This is a genomic window from Bradyrhizobium sp. BRP22 (assembly GCF_020194175.1).
Lineage (GTDB): Bacteria > Pseudomonadota > Alphaproteobacteria > Rhizobiales > Xanthobacteraceae > Bradyrhizobium.
Genome location: NZ_JADYVX010000004.1, coordinates 121803 through 140839 on the forward strand (window position 1 = coordinate 121803; position 19037 = coordinate 140839).

General features: G+C 61.7%; 18 protein-coding genes and 1 pseudogene. 10 read left to right on the top strand and 9 right to left on the bottom strand.

Annotation, left to right across the window (positions count from 1 at the left end; genetic code table 11):
• Positions 1-441: 441 nt before the first annotated feature.
• From I6F35_RS07290 to I6F35_RS07315, 6 genes are all read left to right on the top strand, one after another.
• On the top strand, positions 442-1188 hold the full coding sequence (locus tag I6F35_RS07290) for a class II aldolase and adducin N-terminal domain-containing protein (RefSeq protein ID WP_225116974.1): 747 nt from the start codon (positions 442-444) through the stop codon (positions 1186-1188).
• A gap of 162 nt (positions 1189-1350) precedes the next feature.
• Complete coding sequence (locus I6F35_RS07295; RefSeq protein WP_225116975.1) at positions 1351-2628, top strand: NAD(P)/FAD-dependent oxidoreductase; 1278 nt, start codon at positions 1351-1353, stop codon at positions 2626-2628.
• 202 nt (positions 2629-2830) lie between these two features.
• Positions 2831-3247: a RidA family protein gene (locus I6F35_RS07300; RefSeq protein ID WP_225116976.1), complete on the top strand. Its 417-nt coding sequence runs from the start codon at positions 2831-2833 to the stop codon at positions 3245-3247.
• A 3-nt stretch (positions 3248-3250) separates the two neighbouring features.
• The gene (locus I6F35_RS07305) at positions 3251-3925 is read left to right on the top strand and encodes a DUF1028 domain-containing protein (RefSeq protein ID WP_225116977.1); all 675 of its coding nucleotides are present in this window, start codon (positions 3251-3253) and stop codon (positions 3923-3925) included.
• A 403-nt stretch (positions 3926-4328) separates the two neighbouring features.
• A complete protein-coding gene (locus I6F35_RS07310; RefSeq protein WP_225116978.1) occupies positions 4329-6638 on the top strand; it encodes an FdhF/YdeP family oxidoreductase in 2310 nt (769 codons plus the stop codon).
• A 12-nt stretch (positions 6639-6650) separates the two neighbouring features.
• Complete coding sequence (locus I6F35_RS07315) at positions 6651-6809, top strand: hypothetical protein (protein WP_225116979.1); 159 nt, start codon at positions 6651-6653, stop codon at positions 6807-6809.
• Between the two features lie 236 nt (positions 6810-7045).
• On the opposite strand, the gene I6F35_RS07320 is transcribed toward I6F35_RS07315, so the two are convergent.
• From I6F35_RS07320 to I6F35_RS07330, 3 genes are read right to left on the bottom strand one after another with little or no spacing between them, the layout of a single operon-like run.
• On the bottom strand, positions 7046-8188 hold the full coding sequence (locus I6F35_RS07320; RefSeq protein ID WP_225116980.1) for a DUF305 domain-containing protein: 1143 nt from the start codon (positions 8186-8188) through the stop codon (positions 7046-7048).
• Between the two features lie 5 nt (positions 8189-8193).
• A complete protein-coding gene (locus I6F35_RS07325; RefSeq protein WP_225116981.1) occupies positions 8194-8736 on the bottom strand; it encodes a hypothetical protein in 543 nt (180 codons plus the stop codon).
• A gap of 18 nt (positions 8737-8754) precedes the next feature.
• A complete protein-coding gene (locus tag I6F35_RS07330; protein WP_225116982.1) occupies positions 8755-9930 on the bottom strand; it encodes a zinc-dependent alcohol dehydrogenase in 1176 nt (391 codons plus the stop codon).
• A gap of 201 nt (positions 9931-10131) precedes the next feature.
• Between I6F35_RS07330 and I6F35_RS07335 the strand changes: the two genes are divergently transcribed.
• Together I6F35_RS07335 and I6F35_RS07340 are read left to right on the top strand one after the other, a co-directional pair.
• The gene (locus I6F35_RS07335) at positions 10132-10923 is read left to right on the top strand and encodes an SDR family NAD(P)-dependent oxidoreductase (protein ID WP_225116983.1); all 792 of its coding nucleotides are present in this window, start codon (positions 10132-10134) and stop codon (positions 10921-10923) included.
• Between the two features lie 176 nt (positions 10924-11099).
• Entirely contained in the window at positions 11100-11492 is a 393-nt protein-coding gene (locus tag I6F35_RS07340; RefSeq protein WP_225116984.1) for a VOC family protein, read from the top strand.
• Between the two features lie 225 nt (positions 11493-11717).
• Here the strand turns inward: I6F35_RS07340 and I6F35_RS07345 are convergent, their stop codons facing one another.
• The 4 genes from I6F35_RS07345 to I6F35_RS07360 form a co-directional block, all read right to left on the bottom strand.
• Positions 11718-12140 (bottom strand): CBS domain-containing protein, encoded by a 423-nt coding sequence (locus tag I6F35_RS07345; RefSeq protein WP_225116985.1) that lies wholly within the window; start codon positions 12138-12140, stop codon positions 11718-11720.
• Positions 12141-12281: 141 nt separating this feature from the next.
• Entirely contained in the window at positions 12282-12752 is a 471-nt protein-coding gene (locus tag I6F35_RS07350) for a YbaK/EbsC family protein (protein WP_225116986.1), read from the bottom strand.
• A gap of 380 nt (positions 12753-13132) precedes the next feature.
• Entirely contained in the window at positions 13133-13570 is a 438-nt protein-coding gene (locus I6F35_RS07355) for a low molecular weight phosphatase family protein (protein ID WP_225116987.1), read from the bottom strand.
• A 71-nt stretch (positions 13571-13641) separates the two neighbouring features.
• A complete protein-coding gene (locus I6F35_RS07360) occupies positions 13642-14682 on the bottom strand; it encodes an alpha/beta hydrolase (RefSeq protein ID WP_225116988.1) in 1041 nt (346 codons plus the stop codon).
• A gap of 1343 nt (positions 14683-16025) precedes the next feature.
• On the opposite strand from I6F35_RS07360, the gene I6F35_RS07365 reads away from it, so the two are divergent.
• A complete protein-coding gene (locus tag I6F35_RS07365; RefSeq protein WP_225116989.1) occupies positions 16026-16937 on the top strand; it encodes a DUF3313 domain-containing protein in 912 nt (303 codons plus the stop codon).
• A 32-nt stretch (positions 16938-16969) separates the two neighbouring features.
• On the opposite strand, the gene I6F35_RS07370 is transcribed toward I6F35_RS07365, so the two are convergent.
• Entirely contained in the window at positions 16970-17785 is an 816-nt protein-coding gene (locus tag I6F35_RS07370; RefSeq protein ID WP_225116990.1) for a lytic murein transglycosylase, read from the bottom strand.
• A 98-nt stretch (positions 17786-17883) separates the two neighbouring features.
• Here I6F35_RS07370 and I6F35_RS07375 point away from each other — a divergent pair.
• Positions 17884-18279, top strand: a pseudogene (locus I6F35_RS07375) (serine hydrolase domain-containing protein); the annotation flags it as partial.
• A gap of 350 nt (positions 18280-18629) precedes the next feature.
• Here the strand turns inward: I6F35_RS07375 and I6F35_RS07380 are convergent.
• Entirely contained in the window at positions 18630-18944 is a 315-nt protein-coding gene (locus I6F35_RS07380; protein WP_225116991.1) for a hypothetical protein, read from the bottom strand.
• Positions 18945-19037: the final 93 nt, after the last annotated feature.

A 19037-nucleotide genomic window follows, 5' to 3' on the forward strand; every position in this document is an offset into this window, starting at 1 on the left:
TAACTCTGTTGATTGTCCCGGGTGTCGAGATGATAGCAGCGTTTATGAAGCAATACCGAAGAACGGTTCTGCCCCGCCTTATCAGGTTCGTTCACAACTTGATGCCGCATCCGCCTGTAGTCTGACGTCGGCTACAGGGAGGCGGCTGCTTCGTGCCTCTGAAGAACGCGATTGTCGCTTAGTACTCTTCTCGAGGCGCGCGCAATCAAGCTGCGTCCCAAATCACCTGAGCCTTGGATTATACGGACATGCACAGCTCTGTTGGTGCAGGCACGCGATCAATCTTTCCGAAGCGGAAGATACGAATTCCGTAATTGCGTAGTGTGAGTGCCCCTCCCTAGCATTACCCCACTACGTAGCGTCAGAACCAAAGCCGCGATTTGCAATGGTTTACAATTTGCAGCGTTGTACGGCGCACGTTTCGCAAATTTGGGATTTCCAATGGAAACGAACACGACCGTCTCCGACGAGCGTCAACTGAGAATTGACCTTGCGGCCGCATTTCGCCTGTTCGCCAAGTTGGGCATGCATGAAGCCGTCGCGAACCATTTCAGTGCGGCGGTTTCGACCGACGGTCGCAAGTTCCTGATGAATCCAAAGTGGCGGCACTTCTCGCGAATCAAAGCAAGCGATCTGGTGCTCTTTGATCTTGATGCAGAGGACTCGCGCGGGAGGCAGCAGGACGTCGACCCGACTGCGTGGTCGATCCACAGCCAGATGCACAGACTTCTTCCACAAGCGCGGGTCGTGCTTCATCTTCATCCGCCCTTCGTCACGACCATCGCCTCGCTCGCCAATCCCGAGATAAAGCCGATCGATCAGAACACCGCCCGATACTTCAATCGCGTGGCCTTGGACTCATCATATTCCGGTATGGCCGACAGCGAACAAGAAGGCGCCCGTCTCGCCAGGCTGTTGGGCAATCGCTCGCGGCTTATGATGGGGAATCATGGCGTCATGATTGCTGCGAGGACCGTCGGCGAGGCGTTCGACGACATGTACACCATAGAGCGCGCTTGCCAGACGCTTGTGCAGGCCTACTCGACCGGACAGCCGCTGAAGGTGCTGCCCGATGACGTCGCAGAGCGCACCGCGCAAGACTGGGAAGGTATCGCGGACTTCTCCGAAGCCCACTTCGCGGAGATGAAGGAGCTGCTGAATGTGGAGGATCCTTCTTACGCACATTAATCGGTCGCCTGAGGAGCGCGGGAGGCGAGGCGTTCACATAGGCCTGGCCTGATCACTGGGAAGCCAGAAGATAATGTCCGAGTATCGGGGCGTCACTTAAAGCATCGATAGATCATTGGTCCGGCCGCGGATCATGTCAGGCGGTCAGGAGTGGATACATAAATGTCGATCGAGCGCGTAGACACGATTGTGGTCGGCGGAGGCCAGGCTAGCCTCGCCATGAGTGAGCACCTCAGCCTGGCAGGCGTGCCGCACGTGGTACTGGAACGGCACCGGATTGCCGAGCGATGGCGCTCCGCCAGGTGGGACTCGTTGGTGGCAAATGGTCCTGCGTGGCATGACCGATTTCCGAATCTGGAGTTTCCTAGATCTCACCCCGACTCGTTTCCCTCGAAGGAAAGCGTTGCGGACTATTTCGTATCATATGCGGAAATGATCGCAGCTCCCGTGCGATGCGGGGTTGAAGTGACGTCTGTCGAAAGAATCGCAGGGAAGCCGGGCCTGCGAGTCAAGACATCGTCGGGCGAACTGGAAGCGATGAATGTGGTCGCTGCGACCGGAGCATTTCAAGTGCCTATCGTTCCGGAAATCGTCCCGGCAAGTCCAGACATTACGCAATTGCATTCCAGTCATTATCGCAATCCTGGCCAATTGCCGAATGGAGCCGTCCTGGTCGTTGGGGCGGGATCCTCTAGTGGCCAGATCGCTGACGAGCTTTTGCGTTCGGGAAGGCGGGTGTACCTATCGGTCGGGCCGCATGAACGTCCGCCGCGGGCCTACCGGGGGCGCGATTTCTGTTGGTGGCTGGGTGTCCTGGGGAAATGGGACATGGAAACGAAGCTGCCCGGTACTGAGCACGTAACGATCGCGGTGAGCGGCGCGCGCGGCGGTCACACCGTTGATTTCCGGCGTCTTGCGGCCGAGGGAATGCATCTCGTGGGCTCTACGAAGTCGTACGATCGAGGCAGAGTTCTGTTTGCAGGCGACCTCGCGGCCAATATCGCTCTGGGCGATGCGTCCTACATGGCGCTGCTCGACGAAGCCGATGCCTATGTCGATCGCTTTGGACTTGACCTTCCGACCGAGCCGGAAGCTCGCGAGGTCAGGCCGGATCCGGACTGCATGGTCAGCCCCATGCTCGAACTGGATCTGGCCGGGGCCGGCGTCAAATCGATCATTTGGGCAACCGGCTTCGCGACGGACTATAGCTGGCTGAAGGTGAGCGTCTTTGACGAGTCCGGAAAGCCGAAGCACCAACGTGGCGTGTCTTCCGAACCCGGAATCTACTTTCTTGGGTTGCCTTGGCAGTCCCGCAGGGGTTCCGCGTTCATCTGGGGAGTCTGGCACGACGCGAAGCATCTTGCTGATCGCATATCCACGCGACGGCGTTATCTCGACTACGATGCATCGGCTCGGTGCTCGGTCAAGTGTGCCACCTAGGGCATGATCCGGAAACGTGGAGACCGGTTTTCCCTTGCGATGAACGCGAAGCGCTTGCGTGGCGATCATGCTCCAGAGGTGCCATGGCAAGCGTCTTGCATCCGTTCAGCCATGTGTCGCGGTGGGTGCCTGGCCGAAGGATGTCGGATAGACTCCATGCCAAAATAACGTTGGTCGGCTGTTATGGGAGATGGAAAGATCGATGGTTCATACTCGAATTCGCAAGTTCAACACCAAGGACACATATCCGGAGCAAAAGCTCGATAACGATCTTTGCCAGGCGGTGGTTACGACCGGAGGGAAGATCGTGTGGCTGCGAGGACAGTGTCCTCAGAACCTCGATGATGCGAAGAATATCGAGAGTCACGATCCAGTCGAGCAGACCCACAAGGTCATGCAGAACATCAAGCAGCTGCTTGAGGAAGCAGGCGGTGGCATGGAGCATCTCGTCAAGGTCGTCGTCTACCTCACCGACGTTCGCCACCGGGAAGCGGTATATCGGACCATGGGCGAGTACATCAAAGGCGTGCATCCTGTGTCGACGGGGCTTGTCGTACAGGCTCTGGCGCGTCCGGAATGGCTTGTCGAAATCGACGGTACAGCAGTTATTCCGGAATAGAACATGACCTTTTCGCTTGTCGCGCGTTGCGCTGAAACCGGAATGTTTGGCGTAGCCATCTCATCGTCATCACCGGCCGTCGCGGCTCGCTGCTCATTTGCGCAGGCGAGCGTGGGGGCGGTGGCGACGCAGAATGTCACAGATCCAACTTTGGGCCCTATGGGCCTCGAGGCTCTAGCGCGCGGCCTTTCCGCCGAGGAGGCGATCGCGGAGGTGAAAAAGCGCGGACATTTCATCGAGTTTCGACAAGTCCTCATCGTCGACAAGTCAGGTCGTTCCGCGATCCACTCGGGTGATAAATCGCTCGGAATTTGGAGCCAGGCGCAGGCCGAAGATGTGGCGTCGGGGGGCAATCTCCTCGCGCACGAAGACGTTCCGAAGATGATTGTCAGCGCGTTTTTGGGGTCAACCGGTCACCTGGGCGATCGGCTCCTTGCAGCTCTTCGGGCGGGCTTGTCGGCCGGCGGGGAGGCTGGTCCGATACATTCCGCAGGTCTCAAAGTCGTCGATAAGGTCAGCTGGCCGGTTGTGGATCTGAGGTGCGATTGGACGATGGAATGCCCGATTGAAGCCGTTGCGTCCGCGTGGGCAGTCTATAAGCCGCAGCTCAACGACTACGTTAAGCGTGCGCTTGATCCTCGATCGGCACCGTCTTATGGCGTTCCCGGCGATCGCTAGAGTATGATCCGGAAAAGTGGAGACCGGCTTTCCCTCGCGACAAGCGCGTAGCGTTTGCGCGGAGATCGCTCATCATCTTCTCCTGTTTTGTTGCGCGGTCCGCCAGACTGACTGAAGCGCATGAAGCAGCCGGGCAGGCTGCCGGCCGCTATCGCAGTGAGGCCGATCGTAGCTCTCGTCTCCCGATCGCTGGCGGTGTTCGCCGCACAGGTCGAAGTCAGACCCGGAGAACCGGCGTTAAGGCATGCTCTCGAAATGAACGAGCTCAAAGACTTGCAATCGATGTCCCGGACCGAAGTTCCTCGGCCGGCCGTAGAAACGTCAAGGGCATCAAGAGGAACGAAGGTCGCGGATCGAGCTTGAATGGGAAACTCGCAAGACAAGCTTCTGCCAAGGAACTGCCATGAGCACCAAACGCAAACTGAGCGCAGACCTCGAGGTCGAGCCCTATGAGCGTCCATCCGGCGGATGGGGTTCGGTACGGTCGCTTGCGCGGAGTCTCGCGGGCGATTACGTGCCGTTCACGGGTCCGCGGGTTCTGCTGCGTCAGAACAAGCCTGACGGCTTCATGTGTGTCAGTTGCGCCTGGGCGAAGCCGGCCGATCCGCGCGTGTTCGAGTTCTGCGAAAACGGCGCCAAGGCAACGACGTGGGAGATCACGCACAAACGCGTGACAGCGGCATTCTTTGCCGACAAGACGGTCGCCGAGCTCGAGACCTGGGACGATCACCATCTCGAGGCCGCAGGCCGGTTGACCCATCCGATGCGGTGGGACGCAGCGAGCGACAAATACGTGCCCGTGAGCTGGGAGGAGGCGTTCACCGAGATCGGCCGCGAACTGCGGGCGCTGCAGCCTGATAGCGCTGTGTTCTATACGTCCGGTCGTGCCTCGCTCGAGACATCCTTCATGTATGGGCTGTTCGCGCGGGCCTATGGCACCAACAACCTGCCGGATAGTTCCAACATGTGCCACGAGACGACGTCGGTGGCGCTGCCGGAAAGCATTGGGGTCCCCGTTGGCACCTGTACGCTCGACGATTTCGGCAAAACTGACTGCATCTTCTTTTTCGGACAGAATGTCGGAACCTCCAGTCCGCGGATGCTGCATGAACTGCAGGACGCATCCCGCCGCGGCGTGCCGATCGTCACCTTCAATCCGCTGCGCGAACGCGGCCTGGAGGAATTCGTCAACCCTCAGGCACCCGCCGAGATGCTGATGGGATCGTCGACCCGCATCTCCTCGCAATATCATCAGATCAAGACCGGCGGCGACACTGCCGCGATCATGGGAATCGCCAAGGCGCTGCTGGCATTTGAGGGCAAGGCCAACCTTGCCCAGCCAGTCATCGATTGGAATTTTATCCGCCAGCACACCCATGGCTGGGATGAATTCGCCGGCGCTGTGAAGAGCTGCGAATGGGCCGAGATCGAGCGCCGCTCGGGTTTGACACGCAATGCACTGGAAGCTGCGGCCACGGTCTACGCGCGGGCCAAATCCGTGATGTTCATCTATGGCATGGGCCTGACGCAGCACGAGCGTGGCGTCGAAACCGTGCAGACTTTGGTCAATCTCGCGCTGATGCGCGGCAATATTGGCCGGCCCGGAGCCGGCATCTGTCCGGTGCGCGGACACTCCAATGTGCAGGGGCAGCGGACCGTCGGCATCACTGAGAAGCCGGAGATGGTGCCGAAGGACAAGATCAAGCAATTGTTCGGCATCGATGTGCCCGCGCAGAAGGGTACGACGACCGTCGAAGCCTGCGAGAAGATCATCGACGGCTCGGTGCGCGCCATGGTGATGCTCGGCGGCAATCTCGTTCGGTCCGTTCCCGACCACCGGAGGGTCGAGCCTGCCTGGCGCAGGCTGCGCCTGACGGTCAATATCCTGACCAAGCTCAACCGCTCGGCGCTGGTACATGGCGAGATATCGTACATCCTGCCATGCCTTGGCCGCATCGAGATCGACGAGCAGGCAGGCGTGCGACAGGCGGTCTCGATGGAGGATTCCACCGGCTGCATGCACGGCTCATGGGGACAGGTGAAACCGGCAAGCCCCGACTTGCTGTCCGAGCCGCGGATCATCGCGGAATTGGCCAAGGCAGCAGCGCCTGCGCGCTCGACCATTCCATGGGATGACTGGGTGGCGGACTACAGCCGGATCCGCGATGCGATCGCGGCGATCTATCCCGACATCTTCCATGATTTCAACGCGCGGCTCTGGCGGCCCGGCGGTTTTCATCGCCCGCTCGGCGCCCGCGAGCGCCGCTGGAACACGAAGACCGGCAAGGCAAACTTCATCACGCCGGGTTCGCTCGCAACCGACATCGATACGCGGCCCGAGGATCGCGACATCGTCCAGCTCATCACGCTGCGCAGCAACGGCCAGTTCAACACCACGATCTACAACTACGACGATCGCTTTCGCGGCATCCATGGCTCGCGCCAGGTCGTGCTGATGCATCCGAACGACATCGATCGCTTTGCGCTGAAGGAGGGAAGCGTTGTGACGCTCGCCACGGCCGCGAACGACGGGGTGAAGCGGGAAGTCGGCGGGCTTCGCGTCGTCGCCTACAACATCCCGGAAGGATGTATTGCCGGCTACTATCCCGAATGCAATCCGCTGCTGCCGCTTTGGCATCATGAGAAGAAGGCGAAGACTCCGGCCGCGAAGTCGATTCCGGTGCGGGTCAGGGCCGAGGCGCATGCCGCGTGAGGGAGACAGATCATGACTGACAAGGACGAGCAGAAGCGCATCCAGGAGAAGCAGGGTGGCCATCATATGCCGCCGCGGCCCGATGACGGACCGCCGCTCGACGATACCGACCGCAACACCGACAAGGTCATCAAGCCATCGCGCCGCAAGCCGGAGCCTTACGCTGGCTGACATTGCGCTAGAGCGTTTTCGAGCGAAGTGGATACCGGTTCGCGTGAAGAAAACGCGTCAAAACAAGAATCTAGAGCTTCGGTTCTGATTCAATCAGAACCGAAAATGCTTTAGAGCATGATCCGGAAAAGTGGAGACCGGTTTTCCCTCGCGACAAACGCGAAGCGTTTGCGCGGAGATCATGCTCAAACAGAGAGCTAGAGCGGGATGACGATTCGAAGAAAAGTCATCACGCTCTAGTTGACGTTATCGGCAAACATGTTGCGAAACGCCGTGGCAACGGCCGCGACGCCGGTCACACCCTGCATCAGCGCGATCTCACCCTGTTGCTCATGTCGGATCGCGTGCGCCATGATGCGCAGGCGCGGATCGCCCTCGCTGCGCCATTGCTGATCGGCCATCTTCACCGCGCCCCTGTGATGCAGGCTCATCATTTCAACGAACAGTGCATCGAACTGCTCCGGTGAAGCGGCCTTGACCTGCTGTATCTGTACGGAGTTGAGGTAGCCCGGCATGTTGGCGCGCTCCTCGGCCGTGCAGCCCGGCATCACGGTGTCGAACCAGCTTTGCCACCAGTTGTCGAAAATCCTGTTTTCACCCGTCTGGCTCGCCACCATCAGCATGGCAAGCGACTGAAGATGTGGATCCTGCGCACGCTGGATGCCAATGCGGGCCAGCTCGATGCCTTGCGTGTGATGGGCGGTCATGTGCCGGATGTAGGTCTGATCCGCTTCCTTGTCGCGTCCGACCCAAGGCAGCTCACGGCCGAGGCTGGCCGATAGTGTCATGCCGCCCAGCACGATGATGATCGCAAGCGACCCGATCAGCCATGCCTTGCCGAAGCGGGAGTCCCGCGCGGGCGCGTCGCCGGGCGGCCACCGCAGCCATGCAAACAGCGGATACATGAGAGCGGAGGCGCCATGAACGAGCAGGCCGATCCAATAGGGCTGCTGCAGTGTGAACAGCGGCTGCCAGAACGGAACGAGCGGCACCAGCACGAACCATTCCGTCGCCGACGAGAACACCGCCCATGGCAGCGCGAGCGTGAGGATGGTCAGCGGCCGAAGCGCGGCCGTCCAGCGTCCGAACAGGCCGAAGAACACCATCGCCCAGGAGAAATCGGCCCATTGATGGAATGCGATCCCGGCCAGGATCGCGCTCCAGGACGGCTCGGCGCTGATCGCCCAGTCGCGCGCGGGAATTGCGGCCACCGTCATCCAGTCGACCCATGCGTCGCGGCCGATGCGGGCAGCGAACAGCTGGCTGACGATGGTCGAGAACGTGCTGCTGATCAGGCCGAGCTCGGCCGCCGCGAGCCAGTGTGATTTCGTCGCGTGTGCCGTGCGCGCCGGCGCGCTGCCCCAAGCCTGCACGCTCATGTCATCTACGACGCTCCGACGGCCGTCCGGCTCAGGAGAGCCTTCGCCGAACTTCGCGCCGCCTCGATCCCTTTCGGGAAGCCGCTGCGGTCGGTATAAAGGCGCCGTCGCCCGCCACGTGCGGGTGAGCGCGGCGCGGTCTGCTGGGCGGCCTTGTAGTCGAGGCAGGCGATTCCTCCCACCATCAGCAGGGCGAGCGTGACGTTGTGCTTCTTCGGATTGTCGTATCTGAAGCCGGACAGCAACGTGGCGGCGTCCAGGCCGTCGCCGGCGACGCGGCTCCACATGCCGGCATTCTTGTCGACCGAAAGCGACATGACGCCGCTGAACAATTCGCGGAAACCATAGGCGCGGACGAGGCCCTCGCTTCCCCGCATTCCCAATGCGCGCGTGATCCGTCGCGGCGCCAGCACTTCCATCGCTCCAAGGCCGATCGACAACCAGCCAAGCGCTCGCGCGAGACGGTCGGCCGGCTCGATCGAACTCGGGCCGCTGCGCACGATCTTGGGATCGCCCTTGGATCGCATGATGTTGGCAACGTAATACATGTTCTCGCCTCGCTATGTTCAGGGTTTCAGCACGACCTTGACGCAACTGTCCCGCTTGTCGCGGAACACCTTGTACATCTCCGGCCCCTGCGCCAGATCGACCGTATGGGTGATCACGAAGGACGGATCGATCTGGCCTTCTTCGATCCGCCGCAGGAGGTCGTCGGTCCAGCGATTCACATGAGTCTGGCCGCTCCGGACCGTCAGTCCCTTGTTCATCAGGGCACCCATCGGCACGTGGTCGGAAAGGCCGCTGTAGACGCCGGGAATCGAGATCACCCCGCCGGGGCGACAGACATAGATCATCTCGCGCAGCACGTGCGGCCGGTCGCTCTCCAGCATCAGCATCTGCTTGGCGCGGTCGAGCAGCGTATCCGGCTGCGATGCCATCACATGCGATTCCATGCCGGTTGCATCGATGCATTTCTCCGGACCCTTGCCGTCGGTGAGCTCGTTGAGGCGCTCGACCACGCTTTCGGATTCGAAATTGATGGTGGTGGCGCCGCCGGCTTCCGCCATGCTGAGCCTCTCGGGCACGCAGTCGATCGCGATCACCTGGTTGGCGCCGAGCAGGAGAGCGCTGCGGATCGCCATCTGCCCGACCGGGCCGCAGCCCCAGATCGCCACCGTGTCGGTCGGCTCGATGTCGCATTGGACCGCGGCCTGCCAGCCGGTGGGGAAGATGTCGCCCAGGAAAAGCGCCTGCTCGTCGGAAATGCCCTCGGGGATCTTGATATGGGTGGTGTCTGCGAAGGGAACGCGCAGGTACTCGGCCTGTCCGCCCGGATAACCACCGGTCAGATGGGTGTAGCCGAACAGGCCGGCCGTGGAATGGCCGAACACCTTGTCGGCCAGATGCCGTTTGCGGTTGGTGGTCTCGCATACCGAGAAGTTGCCGCGTTTGCACTGCTCGCACTGGCCGCAAATGATGGTGAAGGGCACGACGATGCGGTCGCCCTTCTTCAGCTTGCCGTCCATGCCATGGCCGACGTCGACGACCTCGCCCATCATCTCATGGCCCATGATGTCGCCCGGCAGCATGCCCGGAATGAAATTGTGAAACAGGTGAAGATCGGAGCCGCAGATCGCGCAGCTCGTGACCTTGACGATGGCATCGCGCGGATCCTCGATCCCGGGATCGGTGACGGTGTCGCAACGAATATCTTCCTTGCCGTGCCAAACCAGCGCTCTCATGCCAAGCCTCCGGTATCCGAATGGAATTGGGGTCCGAATGAAGTTCTAAAGTCGGATCGCCGACGATGGTTGCTAGCGGCCTGGCAGTTTTCCTGAACGCGTCGCGGCAAGCCTCGGACGCAAACAAGCCTCGGGCGCAAATAGGAACGACCGGTCGCCGCGGCGATTGAGCGGGCAAAATGCAGAGTTGAGGAAATTCACATGCCCAATGGACAATTCGCCATCGTCACCGGCGCCTCCACCGGCATCGGTCTGGAACTTGCCAGATGCTGCACCCGCGCGGGCTTCGACCTCCTGATCGCCGCCGACGAGCCCGCGATCGAGAGCGCGGCCGATGCGCTCCGCCGCGAGGGCGGCAAGGTGGATGCGGTCCAGGCCGATCTGTCGACCACGGAAGGCGTCGATCGGCTCTATGCGGCGACCAAGGCGCGCCCGGTCGATGCCTTGCTTGCGAATGCCGGCGTCGGCCTCGGCCATGCGTTCCTCGATCAGGATTTCGACCGGGTCAGGCGCGTGATCGATACCAACATCACCGGTACCGTCGATCTCATCCACCGCGTCGGCAATGACATGCGCCGCCGCAATGCCGGGCGTATCCTGATCACCGGCTCGATCGCGGGCTTCATGCCGGGCAGCTTCCAGGCGGTGTACAACGGCAGCAAGGCGTTCCTCGATTCATTTTCGTTTGCCTTGCGCGAGGAGCTGCGCGGCACCGGCGTCACCGTGACGTGCCTGATGCCGGGCGCGACCGAAACGGAATTCTTCCGCCGCGCCGACATGATGGACACCAGCGTCGGCACCGCGAAGAAGGACGATGCGGCTGCAGTCGCAAAGGCCGGCTTCGACGCGATGATGGGCGGCAAGGGCGACATCGTCACGGGCATCAGGAACAAGATCCAGTCGGCTGTCGCAAACGTGCTGCCCGCCGGCATGCTGGCGCGGCAGCATCGCAAGATGGCCGAGCCGGGCTCGGCAAAATCGTCGCGCACGTGAGGCGGATGGTTGCGGCCGGCGAAGCTCAGTGCGTCTGTTGAAAAGGAAAGCGGCAAGCCGTTCATCTCTTGCGAGACGCCAGCCCCATGCATTGCTGGAGCTGCGGAACGCTGCTCATGCTCCAGACGTTGACTCGCCTCGAGGCCAGTCTTGCCATCAGTGCGGAGCTAACGATCATGGCCATCGACTTCAATCATACGATTCTGTCGGCTCGCGACAGCAAGGCCTCGGCCGATTTCCTGGCCGAGATGCTCGGGTTGCCGGCGCCGCGGCGCTGGGGACCATTCCATATGGTTACGACCGATAATGGCGCCAATCTCGATTACATGGATGCCAAAGGCGACATTGCGCGTCAGCACTATGCCTTCCTGGTCGACGACGCCGCGTTCGACGCGATATTCAATCGAATTCGTGAGCGGAACCTGCCGTACTGGGCTGATCCCGGCCGGCAAAAGGCAGGCGAAATCAACGACCATGACGGTGGACGCGGCCTCTATTTCGAGGAACTGAACGGACACCTGCTCGAAATCATCACGCGTCCCTATGGCAGCGGCGGCTGGAATCCATAGCCGGCTCTCTGCGCGATCAGCGGCGTCAAATCACATCAAGAGTTGATCCTGCAGCCAGCGTACGCCGGCGGCACCCTCGAAGGTCACGAGGGTCCATCCGTAACGACGCGCCTGGGAAGGTTAACCCCTGGCTTGCTCCCTCCGGAGACCGTTACGTCCCGGACAAAGTCGCGCGCGCCCACCTCCAGCCTTCGGCGGCTTGGCGGTTGTCGCGCCGGTCGTGCCTCAGTGATGGGCCGAAACGCTCCTGAAGCACTCGGACAGCAGATTGTCGCCAGACGCAGAATGGCTGAGATCACCTAGACTGAGAATGCCGACCATCCGCTTGCTCTTGTTGATCACCGGCAGCCTGCGGACCTGCAGCTTCTCCATGTGATGCATCGCCTTTGCGAGGTCGTCGTCCTCCCGGCAGCAATGGATGCCGTCGGTCATGACATCACGCGCCATCGCGCGACGCGCATCGAAGTTGTTGCTCGCAAGCCCTTTGCAGACGATGTCGCGATCGGTCACCATTCCGATCAGCCGATCGTCCTCTCCGATCGGAATGCAGCCGATGTCATGCTCCCGCATCAATTTCGCGAGTTCGGTGACAGGGGTGTCGGGGCTGACCCAGTCGACGCCCTTGTGCATCACTTCTTGGACTTTCATGGCGGACCTCCGTTACTGGATTTCAGGTGCGTTTGATGCAGCGCACTTGCGCAGATCTCTTCGTTTGAGCATGATCTTTTCGGAAAACCGGTTTCCACTTTTCCGGATCATGCTCTGGTGGCAGATCCGAGCGACCAATCCTCAATCGTGTACGCTAAAGCGCCCATGCGGCGCGTCCGCCGTCAGGCGCGCAAACTGCTCACGCGTGAGATGCAGCAGGGTCTGATGATCGCCGGCTTCCATATAGATTTCCGGCTGTGTCTCGATGCTGTCGTCGACGATGGTATCGAGCCCATAGCACTTGCCGATGGCAGGAACGGCGCCGTGTGCGCAGTCGCGGAACAGCTGATTGATCTCGGTTTCATCGGCCATATCGACATCATCACCGAGTGTGGTCCGCAGCTCCGACAGGCGGAGGTGGTGCGATGCGGGCACGACGGCAAGAATATATTCGCCGTCGCGTCGCAACACGATGCCCTTGGCAAGACGGTCGCCCGAGATATGGCACGCTTGGGCCGTGCGGGTGGACGACATGCTCGGCTCGTGCTGAATCTCCTCGTATTGGATGTTTTCAGCAGCGAGGTATTTTTGCAGTGTGGGAGCGATGGACATGACGTGACCTCCGGTGCGGGTAGGCAAACCATCCGCCGCAAGGTCTTCCTGCCGAGCCTCGCCTTACGGCGGCTGCGTCACTATAGGATCAACATATTCCTTCCATCCGCCGGCTGCAATTCTTCGTCAGTGACTGGGGTGCGGTGCAACGTCTCCACGTTGGCGTTGGTATGGTTTCCGTCTTTACCTGCAACAGGAGGTCGTCGCGGCGACGGCGTCACCGATAGGGCAGAGTTCTTGGCCTAATTCTCAAGCGCCGAAGGGCGGATCAGCCTTGCGCCGCCGCTCGAAGCCGTTCACTGGCGCTGCGCCGAGGATGGTGGGTTACGCCTTGCGGTTTCTGGTTCGACTGCGCGCGCCGCGCGTTTTCGAAGTTCTCGCTATCGGAGCGTTCGTAAAAGATCTTCCATCAGCCTATCGATCATGGCCAGGGCGTCAGCCGGGTTGGCGACATCGATATCGTGGACATGCCAATACCTCACCCTGTCCGCAACGGCTGGAAAGCGCCGTTCGACCAACGGCCGATGCTCGGCTTCCTTCAGTGCGATGACGAGATCGGCTCCGTCGAAGTCGGCCAGGCAGCAGGGTTGAGGATAGCGGTGCGCCCCTTCTGCGACGATCGATTTTGCCTGAAGGCCCTGCAAAGCAAATTTCGAAATTGGTCCCACATTGTCTAGGGAACCTTTTTCCGCCGCGCCGCGCGAGAAGGCTCGCCAGTTCAGCCCTTCGAGTCTTGCCTGGTGATTAAACAGCTCTTCGGCATATCGGCTACGGTAGTAGTTGCCCGTACAAAGAAACAGGATGTGATTGTTTGACATTGGCCAGCGGGGAAACCTGAATTTTTTAAGTGATCGGCACGACCGGAGTTGGGTACGCTGTTACTGCGCCCCTATTTCGTCACCATCCCCCCGGTCTCCGGATGCTGCAGCCAGCCCAGCACCGCCTCATGGAATCGCGCCGGCGCCTGGATCTGCGGGGCGTGGCCGAGGTCGGGGAATTCGATCAGTTGGGCGTGCGCGAAGCGCTTGGCGGCCTCCTTGCCGAGCACGAGATAGTTGCCGAGCGTCGGGCGAATCGCCGGCGGCGCTTTGTCCTTGCCGATTGCGGTGGTGTCCTTGTCGCCGATCAGGAGCAGCACCGGCGTCTTGATGCGCTCGAATTCGTAGAACACCGGCTGGGTCGCGATCATGTCGTAGAGCCGCGCCGAGCTCGACGCCACGGCATCGCGTCCGGGGCCGCGATACATGCCGGCCAGCATCTGCACCCAGGGCTCATATGACGCGTCCCAGGTGTCGGCATAATAGGTGGCGCGTTCGTAGGCGCGGATGGTGTCGGCGGTCACGCGCTTCTCGCGCTCGTTCCAGCCGTCGAGGCTGAGCCACGGCACGCCCTTGGCCGCCCAGTCCTCGAGGCCGATCGGATCGACCAGGACGAGCTGATCGACGGCCGCCAGATACATCAGCGCATAGCGCATCGCCAGCATGCCGCCGGTCGAATGGCCCATGATCACCGCATGCTCGATGCCGAGCGAGGCCAGCAGCGCATGCGTGTTACCGGCGAGCTGCTGGAACGTGTATTGATAGCGCTCGGGCTTGCTGGATTTGCAGAACCCGATCTGGTCGGGCGCGATCACCCGATAGCCGGCCGCCGTCAGCGCCTTGATCGAGCCTTCCCAGGTGGCGGCGCAGAAATTCTTCCCATGCAGCACCACGACGGTGCGGCCGTTCGGGTTCGACGGTTTCACGTCGAGATAGGCCATCTCCAGTTCCTGGCCCTGCGACGTGAACCGATAGCGCTCAACCGGGAAGGGGTATTCGAACCCCTGCAGTTCGGGTCCATAGGCTGGCCCGTCATCGGCGGCGGAGGCCGGTGAACTCAGGCTGACGGCGGCGGTCAAAGCGAGAGCGAACAGGGTCGAAAAACGGATCATCGGGCAATCCTGCAGCGTGGAACATCAGGCGGCATCGAACTAACGCAGCGCCTCATCGCTATCCAGAAGGCCCGCGATGATTTGTTCGTGATCGATTGGGAGTTCAGTCAGCTGCTCACGCCGTCATTGCGAGGAGCGATAGCGACGAAGCAATCCATTCTTCCGCTTGCGGTGCTATGGATTGCTTCGTGGGCGCTATCGCGTCGCCCCGGATGACACCCCCATCCTGAGGAGCCGCGAAGCGGCGTTTTGAAGGATGGGGTACGGGCGAGACCGTGGCCTCATGGGTTCTCAAGGCGATGCGCAGCATCGTCCGGAGACGCGCTGCGCGCTCCTCACCATGAGCGGGCAACAGCGCGTGCGCGGCCGGACAAATTAAGCGAGTGATTCCAACGTGATTTGCCCTGTCCACTGCTCGCGCAAAAAACATTCCGCTTCCGTCGTCGGGCAAATCAGTGATTTAACTCCGCGCGTCTCATCCAAATGAGGGGCGGCTCGCGATCGTCACGAACGTTGCGGTGGGATGCGGTGGACGCGATGCGTGCGACTGACGAGCGTGCGTAATGCGGACGGCGAAGTCGTGTGGTTCTGGCGCCCCGACGCTGGCGCTAAGTCTTTTGCGCGAAGAAGTTCGCGCGAGAGATGACGGTGGCAAGAAAGCCCGGTCACCGAGAAGAGCTCGAAGTAAGCCGTAAAACCATCGCGCAGGGAAAGCCGGAGTTGCTTCGGTTGACCTGTGGTCCTACCCCCGTGCTTTTTGTTGCACGGGGCCCACGGGTGCGACCGGCACCCGGCTTTCCCTGCGCCCTCTGACCAATGAGAGGGTGAAACGAGATGCAAAGCTCGGACGTAATGCGCCGCGAGAATGCGAACTCACATCCATTCCACCGTCATGCCCCGCGCAGGCGGGGCATCCAGTAACCACAGGCCTCTCGGGTCAAGCACGACCGCCTCTGGAATACTGGATCGTCCGGTCAAGCCGGACGATGACAGCGCAAGGCTGTTTGACAATTGAATCAGTATCTCCCCACGTCGTCCCGGGCTTGCGCGCCGCGGCGAAGCCCTTTGGGCGTAGCCGGGACCCGGGACCCATAACCACAGGCCATTGTTGTGTGCTCCGCTGCAACCGCTTGCTCCTGCCACAACACCCTCATGTGGTTATGGGTCGCTGCTTTCGCCGGGATGACGGAAACGGAGAGCGGACGCCAATCCCACCACGATACCGGCAACGTTGCGACAGGATCTCGCAATCATCAATCTGTATTCAGCAGAGCATATCTCCGCCTCAATCGGTCGTGCATCTGACGCTCGTCAGCATTTGCCGTCAGAAACAGGACTGCCAGATGGTCGTTCATCGCCTGCTGCCGAAGGTGCGCCGATGGCGGATGCCAAATCCGTCCGGTCGCGCCACGTTGCGGAGTGCGGCCGTGGTGACCGCCGCTTCCCTGATGTCGGGATGCGCGACGGTGGCGCTGGATCAGGGCGGCTCGCTGACATCATATGGTCAGCTTCAGCCCTCCGACGGCGTGCTCACCAAGTCAAAGCTCTATGTGCGCGAAGATGGCGTGCTGGCGGCGCGCACCGTGCGGATCGTCCCCGCGACGATCGCCGGCAAGGCCAGGGTGGAGGGGATCACGGACCAGGAGCGCAGGCTCGTTGCCAACGCCATCGATCGCTCCCTCTGCGCCGGCCTCAGCGAACGTTTCACCGTCGTGGCTGCGGGCGATGACGCGGATCTCACCGTTCACTCGCTGATCACGCAGATGACGCCGACCGACGAAACGGCGGTGGCGGCATCGAAAGGCGCATCCGTTGCCAAGACCGTGCTGCTGCCCGGCGTGCCGGTGCCGGTCCCGCGCATTCCCATTGGTCTCGGCTCACTGTCGGTCGAAGCGGAGGCGCGGGCGCGCGATGGCAAGCAGGAGGCGGCCATGGTCTGGGGGCGCGGCGCGAATGCCCTCTCCGGCTCGGCGCGCGTGTCGCCCTCTGGCGACGCCTACGAACTGGCGAGCGCGTTCGGCGACGATTTCAGCCGGATGCTGGTCACCGGCAAGACGCCGTTCGGATCGCTCGCGAAGCCGCCTTCCATGGACCGCATCCAATCCTGGGCGGGCGGCGCACCGAAATATGCCGCCTGCGAAGCTTTCGGCCGCGAGCCGGGCATCGCGGGCCTGGTCGGGGGAGCGATCGGCGTGCCGCCGGATTGGAACGACAAGGTGCCCGACGCAGGCACGGCGACCGCGCAGGCGCAATAGCGCCGCGCACGTCCTCGCCGGTATTCCCGCCGTCACCGGGCCGCTGACGCGCGACCCTCACCGTCGATCTGCCGACCCATGATCGCGATCGCTTTCTGGTAGACGCCGGCGGCATTCCAGGCTTCGATCGCCGCGAAATTGGGTTCGCCGGGCTGGTAGCCGGCGCCGGCGCGCCAGCCGTGGGCCTTGAGGAAGTTCGCCGTCGAATTCAGCGCATTGGCCGCCACGTCCAGATTGCCGGTGCCATAGGCGAGGATGTTCTTGGGCATGAATTGGGTCTGGCCCACCTCGCCATGCATGGAGCCGCGCGTGGCTCCCGACAGCACGCCGCGGTCGATCAGCTTCAGCGCCGCGTAAAGCTGGTCGGTGAAGAACTCGGGCCGGCGGCAGTCATAGGCAAGGGTGGCGATCGACGACAGCATGTTCTGATGGCCGCGCTGGCTTCCAAAGCCGGTCTCCATGCCCCAGATCGCGATCAGCGGCCCCGGCGGGACGCCATAGCGCTGCTCGATCGATGCGAACAGCGCCGCGTGGGATTGCTTGAGCGCCCGGCCGCGCGCGACGATGGTCGAGGCGCCACGCTTGGCGAGAAACTGATCGAGCGACAGGCCAAAGCTGCGCTGGCCGCGATCGGCGGCGATAGTCGCGCTTGCATAGTGCGTCTGCATCAAGGCGGCGACCGCGGTCTGGCCGATGCCCTTGCCGCTTGCCTCCCGCGCGAATTCCGCCTTCCAGGCCTCGTAACCTCCCGGGCCGTTACCGCATTGAGCGGCTTTCGCGATGGTCCCGAAAGGCGCCAACGTTGCCAAAGCGAAGAGGGTGGCGGTTGCAAGTATCCTGCTGGTCATTTCGAACTCCGTTGGTCGGCAGACATGATTTAAGCATAAAGTTGGCGGACGCATAAATCGCATAACAATCGGGCGAAATCCGCACCCGGAAGGAAATCATGAAGATGCTGATCGCCGCGGCCGTGGTGGCCGGCCTTGCTCTCGAAATGGCACATGCCGCGCCATTGCCCGAGGCAACAAGGCCTGATGACGTCGGATTCTCCGAGCAGGGGCTGGCCCGGCTGGACGATTTCTTCGCCCGCGAGATTGCGGCGAAGCGGGTGCCCGGCGCCGTGGTCGCGATCGCCCGCGACGGCAAGCTCGTGCACTACAAGGCCTATGGCCAGCTCGATCCGGCCAAGGGCACGCCGATGCCGCTCGATGCCGTCTTCGCACTTGCATCCATGACCAAGCCGCTTGCCGCCGTCGCCGGGCTGACGCTGATGGAGCAGGGTCGCCTGCCGCTGCAGGCCAGGCTCGCGGATTACTATCCGGCGTTCGCCGACATGAAGATGGCGCGATCAGCTATTCGCACCTGACGGTGTGATCCGTGCCGAACTCCGGTGACCGAGTTTTACGAGCGGCTCTCTCGCGCAGCCAAGCTGTTCAATGACAACTTCACCATCGCGTTTCGGGTACTGATCGTTGCGGCGTTTCGCTGTGTCCGTTCGTGCCGCGAGTCCGATGGTCGATGCTGCCTCTGCTGATCGGAAATCGCGGTTTGGCCGAATACGGCAAGGGACGATTTGCGCAACGTGCTCGGCTTTTTCCTGGTCAGCGCGTTCATTGCGATCTATGCAGCGATACGTAACCTGAGCCCCGCGCCCTCAAAGAAAAAGCCCGCCTTGCGGCGGGCTCTTGTATTTTACCAGCCCCGATATCCGCCGCCGCCGAAGCCGAAGGTTACGCTCGGGCCGCCATAGTAAGGTCGTCCATAGTAGCCGTAGCTATTGCGGTACGGCCGATAGTAACCGTGGCGCCAGTGGTGGCGATGGCCCCAATGACGATGGCCCCAGTGGTGATGGTGATGCCAGTGCCGACGTTGCGAACTGAAGTCGGTCGACGACTGCGTCACGTCGGCTCCGCCTTTCGCCTTCACTCCGTTCTCTGCGGCGTTCGCAACTGATCCGCCAACCAAAGCGGTCGCGCCAACTGCGATCGCGATCAGCAACTTTTTCATATGAACACTCCCGTTGTCGTGTGGAGGGCTAATGACGGCGAGGCTCATGCGTTCCGGAGTGCGACAATAAATCTCCGCCTAAGTCTTTGAATA

What these genes read in the sequence shown, in the direction of transcription:
- I6F35_RS07290 (WP_225116974.1), top strand. Translation starts at nt 442, where the DNA reads ATGGAAACGAACACGACCGTCTCCGACGAGCGTCAACTGAGAATTGAC.
- I6F35_RS07295 (WP_225116975.1), top strand. Translation starts at nt 1,351, where the DNA reads ATGTCGATCGAGCGCGTAGACACGATTGTGGTCGGCGGAGGCCAGGCT.
- I6F35_RS07300 (WP_225116976.1), top strand. Translation starts at nt 2,831, where the DNA reads ATGGTTCATACTCGAATTCGCAAGTTCAACACCAAGGACACATATCCG.
- I6F35_RS07305 (WP_225116977.1), top strand. Translation starts at nt 3,251, where the DNA reads ATGACCTTTTCGCTTGTCGCGCGTTGCGCTGAAACCGGAATGTTTGGC.
- I6F35_RS07310 (WP_225116978.1), top strand. Translation starts at nt 4,329, where the DNA reads ATGAGCACCAAACGCAAACTGAGCGCAGACCTCGAGGTCGAGCCCTAT.
- I6F35_RS07315 (WP_225116979.1), top strand. Translation starts at nt 6,651, where the DNA reads ATGACTGACAAGGACGAGCAGAAGCGCATCCAGGAGAAGCAGGGTGGC.
- I6F35_RS07320 (WP_225116980.1), bottom strand. Translation starts at nt 8,188, where the DNA reads ATGAGCGTGCAGGCTTGGGGCAGCGCGCCGGCGCGCACGGCACACGCG.
- I6F35_RS07325 (WP_225116981.1), bottom strand. Translation starts at nt 8,736, where the DNA reads ATGTATTACGTTGCCAACATCATGCGATCCAAGGGCGATCCCAAGATC.
- I6F35_RS07330 (WP_225116982.1), bottom strand. Translation starts at nt 9,930, where the DNA reads ATGAGAGCGCTGGTTTGGCACGGCAAGGAAGATATTCGTTGCGACACC.
- I6F35_RS07335 (WP_225116983.1), top strand. Translation starts at nt 10,132, where the DNA reads ATGCCCAATGGACAATTCGCCATCGTCACCGGCGCCTCCACCGGCATC.
- I6F35_RS07340 (WP_225116984.1), top strand. Translation starts at nt 11,100, where the DNA reads ATGGCCATCGACTTCAATCATACGATTCTGTCGGCTCGCGACAGCAAG.
- I6F35_RS07345 (WP_225116985.1), bottom strand. Translation starts at nt 12,140, where the DNA reads ATGAAAGTCCAAGAAGTGATGCACAAGGGCGTCGACTGGGTCAGCCCC.
- I6F35_RS07350 (WP_225116986.1), bottom strand. Translation starts at nt 12,752, where the DNA reads ATGTCCATCGCTCCCACACTGCAAAAATACCTCGCTGCTGAAAACATC.
- I6F35_RS07355 (WP_225116987.1), bottom strand. Translation starts at nt 13,570, where the DNA reads ATGTCAAACAATCACATCCTGTTTCTTTGTACGGGCAACTACTACCGT.
- I6F35_RS07360 (WP_225116988.1), bottom strand. Translation starts at nt 14,682, where the DNA reads ATGATCCGTTTTTCGACCCTGTTCGCTCTCGCTTTGACCGCCGCCGTC.
- I6F35_RS07365 (WP_225116989.1), top strand. Translation starts at nt 16,026, where the DNA reads ATGGTCGTTCATCGCCTGCTGCCGAAGGTGCGCCGATGGCGGATGCCA.
- I6F35_RS07370 (WP_225116990.1), bottom strand. Translation starts at nt 17,785, where the DNA reads ATGACCAGCAGGATACTTGCAACCGCCACCCTCTTCGCTTTGGCAACG.
- I6F35_RS07380 (WP_225116991.1), bottom strand. Translation starts at nt 18,944, where the DNA reads ATGAAAAAGTTGCTGATCGCGATCGCAGTTGGCGCGACCGCTTTGGTT.